This is a genomic window from Arthrobacter sp. Y3221087 (assembly GCF_059089905.1).
Genome location: NZ_JBNHFE010000001.1, coordinates 241,974 through 257,775, shown reverse-complemented (window position 1 = coordinate 257,775; position 15,802 = coordinate 241,974). Strand labels below are relative to the sequence as shown.

General features: G+C 63.4%; 18 protein-coding genes. 10 read left to right on the top strand and 8 right to left on the bottom strand.

The window, feature by feature from the left end:
• The first annotated feature begins 2 nt into the window (after positions 1-2).
• The 6 genes from AC5RUO_RS01185 (at position 3) to AC5RUO_RS01160 (ending at position 7,347) form a co-directional block, all read left to right on the top strand.
• On the top strand, positions 3-1,133 hold the full coding sequence (locus tag AC5RUO_RS01185; protein ID WP_494102560.1) for an FAD-dependent oxidoreductase: 1,131 nt from the start codon (positions 3-5) through the stop codon (positions 1,131-1,133).
• A gap of 80 nt (positions 1,134-1,213) precedes the next feature.
• Complete coding sequence (locus AC5RUO_RS01180; protein ID WP_494102559.1) at positions 1,214-2,467, top strand: aspartate aminotransferase family protein; 1,254 nt, start codon at positions 1,214-1,216, stop codon at positions 2,465-2,467.
• Positions 2,468-2,493: 26 nt separating this feature from the next.
• The gene (locus AC5RUO_RS01175; RefSeq protein ID WP_494009612.1) at positions 2,494-3,948 is read left to right on the top strand and encodes an NAD-dependent succinate-semialdehyde dehydrogenase; all 1,455 of its coding nucleotides are present in this window, start codon (positions 2,494-2,496) and stop codon (positions 3,946-3,948) included.
• Between the two features lie 39 nt (positions 3,949-3,987).
• A complete protein-coding gene (locus AC5RUO_RS01170) occupies positions 3,988-4,680 on the top strand; it encodes a GntR family transcriptional regulator (protein WP_494009613.1) in 693 nt (230 codons plus the stop codon).
• Between the two features lie 136 nt (positions 4,681-4,816).
• Complete coding sequence (locus tag AC5RUO_RS01165) at positions 4,817-5,125, top strand: hypothetical protein (protein ID WP_494009614.1); 309 nt, start codon at positions 4,817-4,819, stop codon at positions 5,123-5,125.
• Positions 5,126-5,193: 68 nt separating this feature from the next.
• Positions 5,194-7,347: an amylo-alpha-1,6-glucosidase gene (locus AC5RUO_RS01160; RefSeq protein ID WP_494102558.1), complete on the top strand. Its 2,154-nt coding sequence runs from the start codon at positions 5,194-5,196 to the stop codon at positions 7,345-7,347.
• 16 nt (positions 7,348-7,363) lie between these two features.
• Here AC5RUO_RS01160 and AC5RUO_RS01155 read toward each other — a convergent pair whose 3' ends face one another.
• The 4 genes from AC5RUO_RS01155 to AC5RUO_RS01140 all read right to left on the bottom strand — a co-directional run bounded on the left by AC5RUO_RS01155 (position 7,364) and on the right by AC5RUO_RS01140 (position 9,608).
• Positions 7,364-7,600 carry a hypothetical protein gene (locus tag AC5RUO_RS01155; RefSeq protein ID WP_494102557.1) on the bottom strand — a complete coding sequence of 79 codons (237 nt, stop codon included), beginning with the start codon at positions 7,598-7,600 and terminating at the stop codon, positions 7,364-7,366.
• 397 nt (positions 7,601-7,997) lie between these two features.
• Complete coding sequence (locus AC5RUO_RS01150) at positions 7,998-8,198, bottom strand: hypothetical protein (RefSeq protein WP_494009616.1); 201 nt, start codon at positions 8,196-8,198, stop codon at positions 7,998-8,000.
• Between the two features lie 74 nt (positions 8,199-8,272).
• Positions 8,273-8,692 (bottom strand): YkvA family protein, encoded by a 420-nt coding sequence (locus AC5RUO_RS01145; RefSeq protein ID WP_494102556.1) that lies wholly within the window; start codon positions 8,690-8,692, stop codon positions 8,273-8,275.
• Positions 8,693-8,777: 85 nt separating this feature from the next.
• The gene (locus tag AC5RUO_RS01140) at positions 8,778-9,608 is read right to left on the bottom strand and encodes a response regulator transcription factor (protein WP_494009618.1); all 831 of its coding nucleotides are present in this window, start codon (positions 9,606-9,608) and stop codon (positions 8,778-8,780) included.
• A gap of 398 nt (positions 9,609-10,006) precedes the next feature.
• Between AC5RUO_RS01140 and AC5RUO_RS01135 the strand changes: the two genes are divergently transcribed.
• Positions 10,007-11,041, top strand: a complete 1,035-nt coding sequence (locus AC5RUO_RS01135) for a LamG domain-containing protein (RefSeq protein ID WP_494102555.1) — start codon at positions 10,007-10,009, stop codon at positions 11,039-11,041.
• 105 nt (positions 11,042-11,146) lie between these two features.
• Here the strand turns inward: AC5RUO_RS01135 and AC5RUO_RS01130 are convergent, their stop codons facing one another.
• Together AC5RUO_RS01130 and AC5RUO_RS01125 are read right to left on the bottom strand one after the other, a co-directional pair.
• On the bottom strand, positions 11,147-11,311 hold the full coding sequence (locus AC5RUO_RS01130) for a hypothetical protein (RefSeq protein ID WP_494102554.1): 165 nt from the start codon (positions 11,309-11,311) through the stop codon (positions 11,147-11,149).
• 4 nt (positions 11,312-11,315) lie between these two features.
• On the bottom strand, positions 11,316-12,365 hold the full coding sequence (locus tag AC5RUO_RS01125; RefSeq protein ID WP_494102553.1) for a glycosyltransferase family 2 protein: 1,050 nt from the start codon (positions 12,363-12,365) through the stop codon (positions 11,316-11,318).
• A gap of 519 nt (positions 12,366-12,884) precedes the next feature.
• Between AC5RUO_RS01125 and AC5RUO_RS01120 the strand changes: the two genes are divergently transcribed.
• Both AC5RUO_RS01120 and AC5RUO_RS01115 read left to right on the top strand, forming a co-directional pair.
• Positions 12,885-13,718 (top strand): SGNH/GDSL hydrolase family protein, encoded by an 834-nt coding sequence (locus AC5RUO_RS01120; protein ID WP_494102552.1) that lies wholly within the window; start codon positions 12,885-12,887, stop codon positions 13,716-13,718.
• Entirely contained in the window at positions 13,651-13,965 is a 315-nt protein-coding gene (locus tag AC5RUO_RS01115; RefSeq protein WP_494102551.1) for an SGNH/GDSL hydrolase family protein, read from the top strand. The genes AC5RUO_RS01120 and AC5RUO_RS01115 overlap by 68 nt, the downstream gene beginning before the upstream one ends.
• Before the next feature lie 159 nt (positions 13,966-14,124).
• Here AC5RUO_RS01115 and AC5RUO_RS01110 read toward each other — a convergent pair whose 3' ends face one another.
• On the bottom strand, positions 14,125-14,328 hold the full coding sequence (locus AC5RUO_RS01110) for a pyridoxamine 5'-phosphate oxidase family protein (protein ID WP_494009624.1): 204 nt from the start codon (positions 14,326-14,328) through the stop codon (positions 14,125-14,127).
• 149 nt (positions 14,329-14,477) lie between these two features.
• Here AC5RUO_RS01110 and AC5RUO_RS01105 point away from each other — a divergent pair, with 149 nt between their 5' ends.
• Positions 14,478-14,954: a sensor histidine kinase gene (locus AC5RUO_RS01105; RefSeq protein ID WP_494009625.1), complete on the top strand. Its 477-nt coding sequence runs from the start codon at positions 14,478-14,480 to the stop codon at positions 14,952-14,954.
• A 76-nt stretch (positions 14,955-15,030) separates the two neighbouring features.
• Here the strand turns inward: AC5RUO_RS01105 and AC5RUO_RS01100 are convergent, their stop codons facing one another.
• Entirely contained in the window at positions 15,031-15,642 is a 612-nt protein-coding gene (locus AC5RUO_RS01100; protein WP_494009626.1) for an NADPH-dependent FMN reductase, read from the bottom strand.
• Positions 15,643-15,802 lie beyond the last annotated feature (160 nt).

The following is a 15,802-nucleotide window of genomic DNA, read 5'->3' as shown; positions in this document are numbered from 1 at the left end:
CCATGGACGGAAAACTCGCCGTCATCGGCCTTGGCAGCATCGGATCCATGGCCCTCTGGCAGGCCTCCCGCCTCACCGACGCCGTCGTCGGATTCGAAGCACACGCCCCCGCCCACGGCCGCAGCGCCGTGGGCGGGGACACCCGCCTCTTCCGCATGCTCTACCGCGGCAACCCCGGCTACTACCCCATTCTTGAACGGTCGCGCGCCCTCTGGGCTGAACTCGAAGCCGAATCCGGCCAGGACATCCTCACCCGTTGCGGCGGACTGTCCATCGGAACCAAAGACGGCCCCTACCTCACCGCCCTGCTCGAAACCACCCGGACCAACGGGGCCGAGCACGTCATCCTCGGCCGCGAGGAGATGGCCGAGCGCTACCCCCAGCACAACCTCCGCCCGGACGACATCGCCGTCTACGACCCCTATGCCGGCGCCCTGCGAACCGACCGCGCGGTCACAGCCGCCATCGAAGCCGCCCAAACCAACGGCGCAACGATCCATACCAACACCCCCATCGACAGCGTCGCCGAAACCACCGACGGCGTCATCATCACCTCAGGTGAAAAGACCTGGACCTACGAGAACGTCATCATTGCCTCCGGGGGCTGGTCCCGACGCCTCATGCCGGACTACCTGAAAACGGCAACGGAAACCCGACGGAACTACCTGACCTGGTTCGTCGCCCGGGACGCGGCCCAATTTTCGCCCGAGAAGTTCCCCATTTTCATCCGCATCTCCGGAAACCGCTCCATGTACGGCGCACCCGCCGTGGATGGAGTCACCGTCAAAGCCACCCTGGACGGCCGCAGCTCGCCCACAGCCCAGGCCGACTCAGTACCCAGGGAACTGACCCCGGCGGAAATCACCGAGACCACTGAAACAGTCACGGAATTCTTCCCCGGCCTGTTCCCCAACATCGTCCGCTCCGACGCCTTCCCCGACCTCTACACCACAGACGGGAACCCCCTGCTGGGCAGGCTGGTTGAGCGCAGCAGGATCTACTGCGCCACCGGATTCTCCGGCGCGGGCTTCAAGAACGCCACCGGATTCGGCGAGATCGCCGCGCACGAAGCACTCGGAAAACGCACTTTCGATGGCCTTGACTTCGTCCGGCCGGAACGATTCGCCCCATAGTCGCAGCAGACAAAAAGTTGCGACCCTACCCGCAAGCGTTTATTGTTGACAATCTACACTTATCAAGAAAGTACCAATTCATGGCAACCCTCAGCCCCATCCTGAAGCAGGCGACTCCTGTCATCGTCGACCACGCGTCCGGCAGCTGGATCCACGCCACCGACGGCAAGAAGTATCTCGACTTCACCACCGGTATTGGGGTCACCAGCACAGGCCACTGCCACCCTGATGTTGTGGCCGCCGCCCGCGAGCAGGTGGGCAAGATTGTGCACGCGCAATACACCACCGTGATGCATCAGCCCCTGCTGGAACTCACGGAGCTGCTGGGCGACGTCCTGCCCCAGGGGCTGGACAGCGTCTTTTATGCCACGTCGGGATCTGAAGCGGTGGAGGCATCCGTCAGGCTGGCCCGCATGGCAACCGGCCGGCCGAACATCATCTCCTTCCAGGGCGGATTCCACGGACGGACGGTCGCGGCAGCGTCCCTGACCACCGCCGGAACCAAGTTCCGGTCCGGTTTCTCCCCCCTCATGAGCGGCGTTCACGTCGCGCCCTTCCCGCACTGGTACCGGTACGGCTGGGACGAGGAAACCGCGGTCACCTTCGCCCTCAAGGAACTGGACCACATCCTCCTGAGCATCAGCACGCCCGCGGACACGGCCGGCTTCATCATCGAACCTGTCCTGGGTGACGGCGGCTACATTCCCACTCCCCCTGCCTTCCTGCAGGGCCTGCGCGAACGCGCCGACCGCCACGGCATCGTGCTCATCCTCGATGAGGTCCAGGCCGGCGTCGGACGCACCGGCAAATTCTGGGGACACGACTGGGCAGGCATCACCCCTGACATCGTCGTCACGGCCAAGGGCCTGGCCAGTGGCTTCCCCATCTCAGCGATCGCCGCCTCAGCTGAACTGATGGGCAAGGCCTGGCCCGGCTCCCAGGGCGGAACCTACGGCGGAAACGCCGTCGCCGCTGCAGCCGGCGTCGCCACCCTCGGTGTCATCCGCCGGGAAAACCTGGTGGAAAACGCCCTGCAGCGAGGCGACGAACTGCGCGCCGGACTCGACAAGCTGCAGACCGAGTTCGCCGGCATCGGCAACGTCCGCGGACGGGGCCTGATGCAGGGCGTCGAATTCACCGCCGCGGACAACACCCCCGACGCCGCCACGGCGCTGGCCGTCCAACAGGCCGCCATCAAGGAAGAACTGCTCCTCCTTACCTGCGGCCCGCACGGCAACGTCGTCCGCATCATCCCGGCGCTCAACGTCACCAGCGACGAAATCCAGGCCGGCCTGACCAGGTTCACCCAGGCCCTCAAAACTGCCACCTCCTAATCCCCCTTGATCACTGAAAGATCACCATGAACTCCTCCTTTGATCCCAACAGCCTCCACACCGGGCTCTTTATTGACGGAACGTGGCAACAGGCCGCCGACGGCGCCACGTTCGCCGTGGAGAACCCTGCAACCAACGAAGTCATCGCCCACGTAGCCGACGGCGGGCCCGAGGACGCCGTGCGGGCCATCGAAGCCGCCGGCCGGGCCCAGGCGGCCTGGGGCAAGTCCACCCCGCGCCAGCGGGCCGACATCCTTCGCCGCGCCTATGAACTGGTCACCGCCAATACCGACCATCTCGCGGCGATCATGACTGCCGAGATGGGTAAGCCCCTGGCCGAAGCCAAGGGTGAAGTTGCCTATGGCGCTGAGATGCTCCGCTGGTTCTCCGAAGAAGCCGTGCGCATCGGCGGCGACAGCACGGTATCCGTGGACGGAACCACGCGCATCCAGATCACCAAGGAACCTGTGGGACCCTCGGTGCTGGTTACTCCCTGGAACTTCCCCCTTGCCATGGGTGCCCGCAAGATCGCCCCTGCCGTCGCCGCCGGCTGCACCATGGTGTTCAAGCCGGCAGAGCTCACACCGCTCACGTCGCTGGCACTGGTGGCCATCTTCAAAGAGGCAGGGCTTCCCGACGGCGTACTCAACGTCGTCACCACGGCTTCGGCTTCCAGCGTGGTACGCACGTGGACAGACAGCGGCATCGCCCGCAAGATCAGCTTCACCGGTTCCACCGAGGTGGGCAAGGTCCTCCTCCGGCAGGCGGCCGACAACGTCATGCGGTCATCCATGGAACTGGGCGGCAACGCACCTTTCATCGTCCTGGCCGATGCCGACATCGAAAAGGCCGTTGACGGTGCCATGAAAGCCAAGATGCGCAACATGGGCGAAGCATGCACCGCAGCCAACCGCTTCTTCGTCCACAGGTCCGTGGTGGAGGAGTTTGGCGAGAAGTTCTCCAAGAAGATGTCAGAATTGCAGGTGGGCAACGGCGCTGTGGCGGGTACCGACGTCGGGCCGCTGATCGAGCAAAAGGGGCTCGACAAGGTCGAGAGCCTCGTCGCTGATGCGACGGCCAAGGGTGCGCGACTGCTGACCGGAGGAACCCGCCCGGAAGGTCCGGGGTACTTCTTCACTCCCACCGTCCTGATGGATGTTCCCAGGGACGCCGAACTGATGAGCACGGAGATTTTTGGTCCGGTGGCAGCCATATCGTCCTTTGACAGCGAAGACGAGGTCCTCCGCCTGGCCAACGACACGGAATGGGGACTGGTGGGCTACGTGTTTACCGAGAGCATGGAAAAAGCCATGCGCTTCTCGGCGGAACTGGAGGTTGGAATGGTCGGGATCAATACCGGCATTGTCTCCAACCCTGCCGCACCCTTCGGGGGCGTCAAGCAATCGGGCCTGGGACGCGAGGGCGGAAAAGTGGGAATCGACGAATTCCTGGAGTACAAGTACACAGCAATAGCGTTCTAACAAGAACAATCTGCCCAAGAATGAAATGAGGGGATGTCAATGGCGGCACCGGAGGCAACATTCGTACTGGAAGGTCGCCCCACGGCGCAACTGATCGCCGACCAGTTGCGGGAGCTGATCGTCCAGGGGGCTTTCAGGCCCGGGCAGCAGGTCAACGAATCTGCGCTGGCCAGCCAGCTCAATACCTCGCGCGGGCCGCTGCGGGAAGCGCTGCAGCGGCTCTGCCAGGAAGGCATCCTGGTCAGCAAGCGCAACCGCGGGGTTTTCGTCCTGGAGCTGACGGCGGATGACGTGAAGGAAATCTACGCCGTCCGCGAGGCTGTGGAGCTCGCTGCCGCCAACACCCTCCTCAACTCGGACCCCGAGCAGGTTGCTGCCACCTGCAGGGAACTCAAGGGCATCATCAAAAACATGGCCAAGCAGGTCAAGGCTTCAGACTGGCAGTCGCTGGCACGGCTGGACATGCAGTTCCACACCACGTTCGTGTCAGGCACCGGCAACACCCGCCTGATCCGGATTTATGAGACACTCGCGGCCGAATCCCGCATGTGTATCCTCGGGCTGGAAGTGGCTTACCCGCGCATCGACGTCCTGGTACAGGAACACCAGAAGATCCTTGACCACCTGGAAACAGGCGATCGCAACGGACTCCAGCATGCCATCGAACGCCACATGCAGAAGGCGGTGGAGGACCTTACGTCTGATCCTGAAGCAGCCGGGATCAGCGCCTAGAAGCAAGGACCCGCTGAACCACTGCATAAATAAGGGCCCAGTTCCAACGGAACTGGGCCCTTACTCAACCACACTTATTTCCATGACCGCCTGCTGCCACTGGCGCCAGCTGCCGGTCAGCAAGGAGCACTCACACATGAAAGACAACCGGGCCATTCCCGCCTTCGAAACCCGAGCTGCCCGCAGGCTCCGGGAAACCATGTGGTCATCCTTGGAGCCGGGCGACCTGGTGACACTGGGCCGGCAGGGCTTTGACCATTACAGCGGGAGGGTGGACGAACGTACCGCCGACGGCCGGACAATCTGGGTGGTGGACCGCATCGGGGACCGGCGGCTCTTCCACATCGACGACGACTACGACCTCTCCATGGGCATTAAGTCCGACGCTGGCACGCGGCTCTGGCCTGCAACGGGCGGCAAGAGTAGCCTCAGGCATACCACGTAGAGGACGGCCAACCAGCCCCCAAACCCGGAGCGGTTGCCCGTCAGGCAGTTCCCCGAGGAGGCCGGGCAATGGCTGGATGGAACGCGGACACGGCGGCGGGACCACTTGGCGCCGGCACGGTCACACTGGTGGAAGGCACGTCCTTCTGCATCTCCCTGCCGAACGGAGACATCTACCCGGAACATCCGCACGGGCTCTTCTTCCAGGACACCCGCATCCTGTCCAGGTTGAACCTGGCCGTCAACGGGCAGCCCCTCGAATCCCTGGCGGCCCAGACGAAGGAACCATACAGGGGAATCTTCGCCTGCAGGGTCGCCAGATCGGACGGCTACGCGGACAGCCCGCTCATCGTGGAACGCAGGCGGGAACTGGGGATCGGCATCGTGGAACACATCACCGTCCATAACCACTCTACAACGCCCGTGGAATGCGCGGTCTCACTCACCGTCAGCTCTGATTTCGCGGATGTCTTTGAAGTCAAGGAAGCCCGAACCCCGCGGGAGTGGGCAGAGACCCGTGAGTTCGACGGAAAGACCCTGAGCATCAGCGGCCGCTGGCATGAAGTCCGGAAGTCCGTCGTCGTAAGTTCCGCTACCCCCTGGAACGCGGAGGGTGAGGAGCTGAAGTGTGTCACCACCATCCCGCCGCGCGGCGAGTGGAACACGGTCCTGACAGTGGCGCCCGGCTCCGGGGCCGCCACGGCCCCCATTGTCCGCCCGGCCGAAGGCGAACTGTCGCGCAGTGACCGCCGCCGGCAGGAATGGGTGGCCAAGATCCCCAAACTGCATATGGGTAACCGGTCCGTCGAAAGGACGCTCCGCCGCAGCTATGACGATCTTGGCGCCCTCCGCATTGAAGATCCAACCCACCCGGAGCGCATTGTGGTGGCGGCCGGAGCACCCTGGTTCATGACGCTGTTTGGCCGGGATTCCCTGTGGGCCTCAGAGATGGCCATGCCTGTTGACCCGTCCCTGGCGCTGGGCACCCTGCAGACGCTTGCTGACCGGCAAGGTGCCGTGGTGGACCCCATCAGCGAGGAGGAACCCGGGAAGATCCTGCACGAGGTGCGGCTCGACGTCTCCAGTTCCCTGGCACTGGGAGGCAAATCCATCTACTACGGCAGCATCGACGCAACGCCCTTGTTCGTGGTGCTCCTGGGGTCGGTAAGCCGCTGGGGTTTCGCCGAGGACACCATCGCAGCGCTGCTTCCGCACGCCGACCGCGCCCTGGACTGGATACGGGACTACGGCGACAGGGACGGCGACGGCTTTGTGGAGTACCAGCGCCTCAATGACCAGGGACTTATCAACCAGGGCTGGAAGGATTCCTGGGACGGCATCAACTTTGCTGATGGAACACTCGCAGAGCCACCGATCGCTCTCTGCGAGGTCCAGGCGTACGTCTATGACGCCTATATGGCCCGTTCCTGGATCGCCTACGACACCGGAGAGACAGCCCTGGCGGCTGAGCTCGCGGAGCGCGCTGCGGAGCTGAAGGCGCGGTTCAATGAAGAGTTCTGGATGCCGGACCGGGGATACTACGCCATCGCGCTGGACGGCAAGAAGCGGCAGGTGGACGCGTGCGCTTCCAACATGGGACATTGCCTGTGGGTTGGCCTGGTGGATGAAGACAAGGCTCCTTTGGTTGCGGAACGGCTGATGTCCCCTGAAATGTTCAGCGGCTGGGGCGTCCGCACCCTGGCCACGGACATGGGCGCGTACAACCCTGCCAGCTACCACAATGGCTCGGTGTGGCCGCACGATAACGCCGTGATCGCGGCAGGCCTGATGCGCTATGGATTCGTCGAGGAGGCGCAGCGCATTTCCACCGCCTTGTTTGAAGCCGCCGAGTACTCGGAAGGCCGTCTGCCTGAGTTGTTCTGCGGATTCAGCAGGGAGCAGTACGGCGAGCCCGTACCTTACCCGACCGCCTGCTCGCCCCAGGCCTGGGCCGCGACGTCACCCATCCAGCTGGTGACGAGCCTGATGAGATACGACGCCAACGTTGCCCGCGGGGGGTTCTGGATGGATCCCCACTTGCCGCCGTCCTACGGTGATTTGCACATCAGCAATGCACCCATGGCCGGAGAGCGGGTCACCATTGATATCGCCAACTCGGTACCCACCGTACGGGGACTTCCGAAGGGGATGGTGTTCCATCGGGGCCACCGGCCGTGGCTGACTGAACTCGTGGCCGAGGCCGGGCTGCGCAAGGAGCAGTAAGGACCTTCAGTTCCGCCTACTGGCTGGAAGCGAAAACAGCTGCAGGCCGAAGGCTCCGGCTCCCGGCAGCTTTCCCCAGCATCCACAGCACGGGCTCCCCGCATGAAGCTGGCATGAGCTCCCCCTTGGTAATGAAGCGTGCCGCTGCCGGATCACCGGCGGCTGACCACCACCCGGTTTTGGGGCAATGATGGCCCGTGCGGGACGTTTCATCCAGCTCGAAAGCAGGAGTGTCGATGCGCCGTTTCTTCATCGTGTTTCCTTGGGGCTGGGTCCGGTTGGAAGGACGGGGTGAGCTGCTAACGTTCCCAAGCTTACCAATTGTCAACAATCTACAACAGATCTACACGCTAGGATTTTTCGCGTTTTCGGAAGCGTTGCAAATCCCTGCCACCGATTCGCAGGAGCGGAGTGGTGCCGGGCATCCGAGCCGACGGCACTGATGCAGATCCGAACACAGCGACATCGCTTAATTGGGGTGAAGCCCCCGCGCGAGTCAGGCTCCAGCGCGGGGGCTTCCTGTGCTTCCTAGTTGGGGAAATAACGTGGAAACAAGAAGAATTTACCGGCCGGTAGGTATTGGAAATTTCCAAAACAGGCCGGTTTGGGGAATCTTGAGGAAACCTTGAGCGGCGCCGCCCACCGGGCGGTTAGCTGCCCGGTTCCTCTGTGGAGTCCGGGTCCTCCTCGGGCTCGAAGGTGTTGGGTTCGGCGTCCACGCTTATGCCGATGCCGTCGCCGCCCTGTGGGATCCCGCCGTCGTTCTTGTCAGGTGCCGCATTGCCCGCGGCGCCTTCCACGCCGTCCTGCGTTTCGTCGTCGGGCAGGGAATCGGGTGAGTTGATTGTCATCGCTCCTCCTTCATTGGCCGGGCCTCCACGCTAACAGCCCGCGGCCGGAAAGGCGCCGGTAGGGACAACAAAATTTACTGCGTCCGCCCGACGGGCCTCGCCGCCCGCAGGATGACGTCCAGCCCGGCGGGGCTGCCAGGCCAGTGCCTCCGGACCGCTGCTTCGCCGGCCCGCTTGATGACCGAGCGCAGGACCAGGGCCACGATCACGGCGCCGTCCGCGTATCCGATCACGGGGATGAAGTCCGGGACCAGGTCGATGGGCGACAGGAGGTAGGCCAGCAACAGCACCAGCCGGACGCGGACGCCGACGGCGACAGTGCGGTCCGCCGCGAGCCTGCGGATGAGCCGCAACAGGTCCGGCAGCAGTCTCAGGGCATCCTTCATGGAGACCGTTTCGGGATGGCGGCGGGCGTACACCCCCAGGAGGAACAACAAAACGGCGTATGCCAGCAGGATGCCTGCCACTATTCCGGCAATGGTTTCCCAGGGCACTTTCGCCTCCTCCTGGCCGGGGCTCTAACCTCCGGCGCCTGAACGAGACTACGCCAAGGCAGGCGACCGGCAACGCTTTGGGGAATTACTGCGTCATGCGGTAGCCGACACCGCGGACCGTCTCCACCCAGCGAGGATGCCGTGAACTGTCCCCCAGCCGCTTCCTAAGGTTGCCCACATGCACCTCCACTGCACGCTCCTCGCCCGCACTGACGAAGGAGTTTGTGCTGTAGGGCTCGTTCCGGAGCCTCCGGACCAGGTCGGCCTTGGTCTGGACTGTCCGCCCGTTCTCCATCAGGACCAGCAGGATGTCGAACTGCGTGCGCGTTAGGTCCACGGGGACCCCCTCAATGGCTGCCTGCCGTGAATCCTCGTGCACAGTGAGCCCGCGGTGGGCGAAATCGCAGCAACCCGGTACTTCCTGCTGCTCCGGCGGCACTCCCCCTACCCGCCGATCATGCGGGGCTGCCCCGCCGCCGTCGTCCGTTGAATCCCGCCGGTGCCACTGCCCGTGACCGGGTGAGCCGGCAGCCGGAGCAGGCAGTGTCCGGGGGCGGCGGAGCATGGCACCGATCCGCGCCCTAAGCTCCCGCGGCCGGAAGGGCTTGGTGAGGTAGTCGTCGGCCCCCGCCTCGAATCCCATCAGCGCATCGGCTTCGTCGGTACGGCTGGTGACGATGATGAGGTAGGCATCGCTAAAGGTCCGGATCCGCCGGGAGGCCTCCAGCCCGTCAAAATCAGGAAGGCCAACATCCATAGTGACAATGTCCGGCTTGTGTTCCCAAACGGCTTCGACACCCGCAGAGCCGGACGATGTGGAGTGGACGGCAAAACCGGATTGCAGCAGCACCTCGGTCAGGATGCCCCGGACGTCGTCATCGTCCTCAACCACTACGGCGACGCCGCGCTCCACCATCCGTGCCCCCTCAACCCTTATCCGCTTCCGCCCACGCGCTGCAAAGTTGCTGGCGCAATGCACTAAGTGTTCGGAGACGGAAGCCAAAAGGATGCCCCTGGTCCTAATTCGCGGAAAGCCCTCATGAGATTACCCAAAGAATTGGATATACGCCCATTCCTCAACCGCCAATGCGCATCTCTTGAGATTTCATTGAGTGTTTGCGTTTTGCTTGAGGTTGTTTTTGCGGGAAAAATTGGGGCCTCAAGCTATTGCCTTTTTCCAAAGCGGTGACTGAAGATCAAGCTGTGCTCAATGGGGCGCAAATTGCTCGCTGGGAGCAACTGATAAGGGGCGTTTGCATGGCTTGTTTTCGCTTTTCTGTCCACCATCCCGCAAGACGGGGCAAATCATTGGCCATGCTTGCGGCCGGAGCCCTGGCCATGATGGCAAGCTTTACGCCAGCCCAGGCCGCGGATACCGCTCCGCTTGATCCCAATCCCGGGCCGGCCGGCAACTTCTCCTGGAAGGGCTTCAACTGGGAGAAACGCTTCTGGGGTGGGGCGCCGCAGTACAACAAACTGTTTGCCGCCGCCAATGTCAGCAACCCGGACGCGAACGGACACGTTACGCTCAGCCTCACAAACCCGAGCGGTGATGCCCCCGTTGGCGCGGAGTTCCAGTCCACCAGGCAAGGATTTGGCTATGGCACCTACAGCACCGTGGTGGAGAAGGACCTGACGACCCTTCAAAAGGAAGTGGTGTGGGGATGCCTCTTCACTTATGATCCCCTGGCGGCGCCCGGGTACAACGAGATCGACCTGTGCGAGGCCTCTGCCTGGGGCGGCGGGGCTGCCTACGGAGAGTCCTGGCCTGTGACCCAGGGCCACGGGTACTGGTTTGATGCCAGCAGGCCCCCAGGGGAGGGCAACAACACCACGGTCTTTGGCGTAACATCCAGCCCCATCAACACCCACCGAATGGTATGGGAACCCGGCCGGCTTAAGTTCGAAACCTTTGAGGGGGAAGGCTTCACTGGGAGCCTCCTCAAGAAGACGGTCCTGGAAGGGCCAACGGTACCAATTCCGGCCAGGGAACAGATCCACTTCAACCTCTGGGTGACCGGCGGGGGCGGAGGTGATCCGGCCCACGTCAAGCCGGAAAGCGTAGTGGTCCGCGACTTTTCCTTTCTGCCTGCCGCAGCAGCCGCGCCGGCCCAGCCGGTTTCCGCAATCACGCTGAGCGCCTCCACCACCAAGACCAAGTCTGTCAGCTCCACCACCTTGAAGTGGACCGGAGCAACGGGGAACAGCGTGACGTTGTGGATCAACGGCACCCGGAAAACCATCCCGAACACTGGAAGCTTCATCAACAGCATCAAGGGCGGGAGCACCGTCGCCTACAAGGTTTGCGACATTGCCGGATGCTCGAATGTGGACAACGTGGTGACATGACGCTTGCCAGGACCGAGCCTGGCCACGAAGAATGCAGCGTGCACGTGGACCGCTGCATTCTTCGTTTGAATATGGTTGGCCGCAGGTTGAGCCATCCGGCGCCTGCTAGGACTTGGTTCCCCTTACGGGGACAATCCGCTTGATGGCAAGCCCCAGGGCCAGAAGGGCAAAGGCGGCGAGCGCAAGCCAGAAGAGGTCACCCGCCCCCGTCATGGCAAGTGTTCCGGAACCGGCCCCCGCGGCGGCAGGTACTGCTGGGTTGTTGTACATGGAGTTACCAGGCTTTCTTTTTGCTAAAGGCTGCATCTGCATAGGCCTTCGCGTGGACTACCTGCAGGAACAGGTCAATCACAAGCTCGTACATGGTGGCTGCTGCGAGCATGTATCTCCATCCCCGCATCCGCACTGTCACCACACGCTCGATCACGAAGACACCGGTCACGGCGAGCCAGAACGGCTGTATGTGCAGCCCCTCCCCCGTGGCCAGTGCCAACGCCACCGTGCCGACGTAGGCGAGGGTGACCGCCACACCCACCAACGACAGGAACTGCCTGCCCCAGTAGGGCCGTGTCGCCCTGGTCCAGCCGTACTGGACACAGTTCTCCACCGCCCCGCGCTTCCAGCGCAGCCGCTGCGCCCACAGCTCACGCCAGGTGGGCATCACCTCCGTCACCAGGGTGCAGTCCGCGGGCGAACGGATGCGGTACTTGAGGGTCAACAGGGCAAAGGACAACTCGTTGTCCTCTGTGAGGACCGACGTATCGTAAACACCGCCTCGACCATTCCCCGGCGGTAAAGTGCCATCCAGCCTTGCCGCCACCACGTCACGGAGCGTGCGGGCGCGGAACAGCGCAGCAGTTCCAGTTACCACCAGGCACCTGCCGTGGAGGCGCCGCACGTCCCTGGCATAGCGTGCATATTCATTCCGCTGGAGATGCCCCACAAATCCGCCGCCTCCCGCTCCGGTGAAAACACCGCCCACAGCACCAAGCCGTGAATCAGCCTGCAGGTGGGCCACAGAGCGCTCAATAAAGTCCCGGGACAACTGGGAATCGGCGTCCTGGATCAATATCAGGTCCTCGGGAGCCGCGTGGGGCAGGAGTCCTGCCAGGACGAAGTTCAGGGCTCCCGCTTTTTTATCCGTGTTCCCCACGGTCCGGACTACCTCCGCGCCGGAAGCTGCAGCTATTTCCACAGTGCCGTCAGTGCAGTTGTCCGCCACCACAATGACCCTGTCCGGACTGCGCGTCTGGTCCTTCAGGGAGGCCAAGGTATCTGCAATTCCGCCCGCTTCATTATGCGCAGGAATTATGACAGTAATCACAATTCCGAACCGTCCACATGGGGCCCTAGGCCGCCCACGAGCGGCCTGTGCGATGCGCGCCACATTTTCTTCACATTTCCCCCACGAGACACTTCTGGAATGGATTTAGAGTCTTCCAAGGAGACCGCAAAGGATCGGCACAAAAGCGGAAATTAAGGTGCAAGCTTCAGTCAAGAAAAACGCACGAATTGAGGTGCGGGAAATCAGCCGTTGAGATATCACAATTAGCCGGGCTTGGAGTCGCATCCTCCCCGAGGTGCGCAAGCGGGAGATCAGGAGAGCACAGAACCGCGCAGGAAAGCGAACAAAATCTCTTGACTATGAACGTAGAGCGCTGTTACAAATGCTGTAACACCCAGCACTGAATCGATACAAACGGAGCCGCCTACCCATCAAAGGAGATGACCTTTGGCCATCGCTGCCCCTTCCCCTGCCTCTCCGAAGAGGAATACCAAACGTGCTGCCGCCGTCGGAATTGCTGCGACAGTCCTGCTCAGCGGCGCTGGGCTGACTGTCGCCGTGCCCGCCGCAAACGCCGAACCAAGCAACTACCGCTTCGATTTCGGCAACGGTCCCGTGGAGCACGGCTACACCGGGGTCAGCGCCGCCGATGCCTACAGCCCGGACAAGCGGTATGGCTTCAACACCCCTCAACACATGGCCAACGTTCCGGCCAAGGGAACCGGGGCCGGAAGCGACGCGGTGCGCTTCCTCCAATTCGGAACCAAGAGCACCAACACCTTCAATGTGGATTTGAAGGAAGGCCTGTACAAGGTCACCGTCACTCTCGGTGATACGTCCCGGGCCAGCATCGCCGCGGAAGGAGTCTTCCAAGAGATGAACCTGACCGGAAACGGTGCCACGGCGTCCTTCGAAATCCCGGTGCTGGACGGCCAGCTCAATCTCCTGGTCACCGAAGGCAAGGTGGGCACCGCCTTCACGCTCGGCGCGCTGGAGATCGAGAAGGTGTCCAGGCATCCTGGGATGGACCCCACCATCTGGGTAGGCGGAGACTCCACCGTGGCCAGCTACTACCCGCTTGAGACCAGTGTCCAGGGCGGCTGGGGCCAGATGCTCCCGCAGCATGTGGACCCCGAGGCATTCGATATCCGCAACATGGCCACCGGCGGGCAGATCGCGCGCGGCTTCCGCAACGACGGCCAGCTCGAAGCCATCCTGCAGTACATCAAACCTGGAGACCTGTTCCTGCTCGAAATGGGCATTAACCGATACCGCTGCCAAGAACACCACCACGGAGGCGGAGTTCAAGGAAATCATGCGGGACATGGTCCGGCAGGCGGCCGCCACCGGTGCCACGCCAGTCCTGGTCACGCCGCAGGGCCGGGCCACTGACTTCGTGGACGGCGTCCATTCCTCCGTGAACCGCTGGTACCGGCACTCCACTGTGGCCCTCGCGCAGGAGGAAAACGTGCCGCTGGTGGACCTGAACGTCCTGGCGTCCGCCTACTTCACCGAGATTGGGCCGGAGGCAACGCTGTCACTGTTCATGACCGGCGACGCCCTGCACCCCAATCGCGCCGGCGCTGGTGAACTCGCCCGCCTGGTCACGGGCGAGCTCACCCGGCAGCGCCTGCTCTAGCCATGACGACGGCGGGACTCGGCACATTTCCGCGTCCCGCGTCGTACCGCCCCAAGCGCCGTCACTCCCAGTCCGAGGTGAAGTCCAGAGGCGGCTACCAGCGCGTCCGCGAATGGAGGGCGAACCGGCGCCCGGTGACCTCGGTGGGATTGATGCGGATCAGGTGCTCCTTGAGGCTCGGCTCCCAGGGCTCACGGTCCGCAGATACAGTGCCCTCTCGGCGGGAACGAAGTTCACCGGGAAGATCTCCGGCGTGCTCCCGTTGATCAGCGCCAGCCGCCCGATGTAGGAGGAGCCCAGGAGCTTCCAGCATTCCTCGACGGTCAGGACTTCGGTTGCCCATCCCGGCTGAGGGGTTCCCATGGCCGTGAGTCTAGATGTCCTGCGTAGGCGGGGGAGGGCCCTGTGACCCGAGAATTGATGGGATCTTGACCCAATCCTTGCGGACCCCTGAAGTTGCGGGTCCACGCTGGAGGCATCGGACCAAACCAGCTTGTGGGGAGCAGGAAGTCATGGGAAACAAGACAGCTTTTGAGGGCGACGTCACCACCGAGGGAGGCGTGCTGACGGACCAGCATCCGCTCGATTTCCACGCTTTGGGACTGGCCGGCTGCATCGACCGGCTGACCGGGCCCCTCCGCCGGAGGGGGACCGCGGTCTGCTGGGATACTCCGCACTGGGGCATCGAGATCCCGTCGGACTGCGCCTCCCTCCTCTACCAGTCGGCCCGCGAGGCGCTCAGCAATGCATATAAGTACTCCGGGGCGTCCCACCTCACCGTCCGGCTTGCCGCGGTGGACCACGGCATCCGCCTGGTAGTGGCCGACGACGGCACCGGCTTTGACAGCCGCCGCGCCACGCGCGGGCGGCACCACGGCTATGGGCTGCGCCTTATGTCGGTGGCCGTTCGGGAAGCCGGTGGCTGCGTGGACATCAGTTCCAGCCCGGGTCACGGCACCAAAGTGACGGTAACCCTGCCGCTGGACTGACACCCAGGGCACACGGACTCGGAGGCCCGCCGTACTGGGACGGCGGGCCTCCGTATGCCCGGCTCCGATATTGCTTCTAGCGGGTCAGCTTGGCCTCGTCGGTTTCCAGGTCGCCGATGTGCCCGGGTGCGTTGGCTGCCAGGACGCGCGCAACGAACGCGGCGTACTCGTCCATGTAGTGGCGCAGGAACTTGGCGGTATCCTCCTTCTTCACGTCGCCGTCCTCGCCGAAAACAGCGGCGTCATAATGGATGTAGGCCTCCGGGGCGTTCAGCTGCGGCGCATCCAGGAAGCTGAGGACGCTGCGGAAGGAGGACTGCATGACGGCAGTACCGATGCTGCCCACGGAGGCGCCGATGATGCCGGTGGGCTTGCGGGCAAACGAGTTGCTGCCCCAGGGCCGGGAGCCCCAGTCGATGGCGTTCTTGAGTGCACCGGGGATGGACCGGTTGTACTCAGGGGATACGAACAAGATGCCGTCCGACGCCTCGATGGCCTCCTTGAGGGCACGGGCTGCGGGCGGAAAGTCGGCGTCGTAGTCGTAGCTGTAGAGCGGGAGGTCCCCGATGGGGATCTCCGTGAACTCCAGGTCCTCCGGCGCGAGCTTGATCAGCGCCTTGGAAAGGGTCCGGTTGATCGAGCCTGTTGCCAGGCTTCCCACGAAATATCCGATCTTGAACGGTGCCATGAGTGTTCCTTCCGAGGGCCGGGCGGCGCCGGCCTTCCATGTTCTTTCGAAAAGGTGCCGCCCGTCTTCCTGCGAAAACTGGCGGCGCTGGTTGGTGCCACTGCACCCAACAGTCCAGCACAGATGGACCGTCCCGGCCAGAGCCCCTGGCTTACCGGCG

Coding starts and splice junctions, on each gene's coding strand:
- AC5RUO_RS01185 (WP_494102560.1), top strand. CDS start 3: ATGGACGGAAAACTCGCCGTCATCGGCCTTGGCAGCATCGGATCCATG.
- AC5RUO_RS01180 (WP_494102559.1), top strand. CDS start 1,214: ATGGCAACCCTCAGCCCCATCCTGAAGCAGGCGACTCCTGTCATCGTC.
- AC5RUO_RS01175 (WP_494009612.1), top strand. CDS start 2,494: ATGAACTCCTCCTTTGATCCCAACAGCCTCCACACCGGGCTCTTTATT.
- AC5RUO_RS01170 (WP_494009613.1), top strand. CDS start 3,988: ATGGCGGCACCGGAGGCAACATTCGTACTGGAAGGTCGCCCCACGGCG.
- AC5RUO_RS01165 (WP_494009614.1), top strand. CDS start 4,817: ATGAAAGACAACCGGGCCATTCCCGCCTTCGAAACCCGAGCTGCCCGC.
- AC5RUO_RS01160 (WP_494102558.1), top strand. CDS start 5,194: ATGGCTGGATGGAACGCGGACACGGCGGCGGGACCACTTGGCGCCGGC.
- AC5RUO_RS01155 (WP_494102557.1), bottom strand. CDS start 7,600: ATGAAGAAACGGCGCATCGACACTCCTGCTTTCGAGCTGGATGAAACG.
- AC5RUO_RS01150 (WP_494009616.1), bottom strand. CDS start 8,198: ATGACAATCAACTCACCCGATTCCCTGCCCGACGACGAAACGCAGGAC.
- AC5RUO_RS01140 (WP_494009618.1), bottom strand. CDS start 9,608: ATGGTGGAGCGCGGCGTCGCCGTAGTGGTTGAGGACGATGACGACGTC.
- AC5RUO_RS01135 (WP_494102555.1), top strand. CDS start 10,007: ATGCTTGCGGCCGGAGCCCTGGCCATGATGGCAAGCTTTACGCCAGCC.
- AC5RUO_RS01130 (WP_494102554.1), bottom strand. CDS start 11,311: ATGTACAACAACCCAGCAGTACCTGCCGCCGCGGGGGCCGGTTCCGGA.
- AC5RUO_RS01115 (WP_494102551.1), top strand. CDS start 13,651: ATGGTCCGGCAGGCGGCCGCCACCGGTGCCACGCCAGTCCTGGTCACG.
- AC5RUO_RS01110 (WP_494009624.1), bottom strand. CDS start 14,328: ATGGGAACCCCTCAGCCGGGATGGGCAACCGAAGTCCTGACCGTCGAG.
- AC5RUO_RS01105 (WP_494009625.1), top strand. CDS start 14,478: ATGGGAAACAAGACAGCTTTTGAGGGCGACGTCACCACCGAGGGAGGC.
- AC5RUO_RS01100 (WP_494009626.1), bottom strand. CDS start 15,642: ATGGCACCGTTCAAGATCGGATATTTCGTGGGAAGCCTGGCAACAGGC.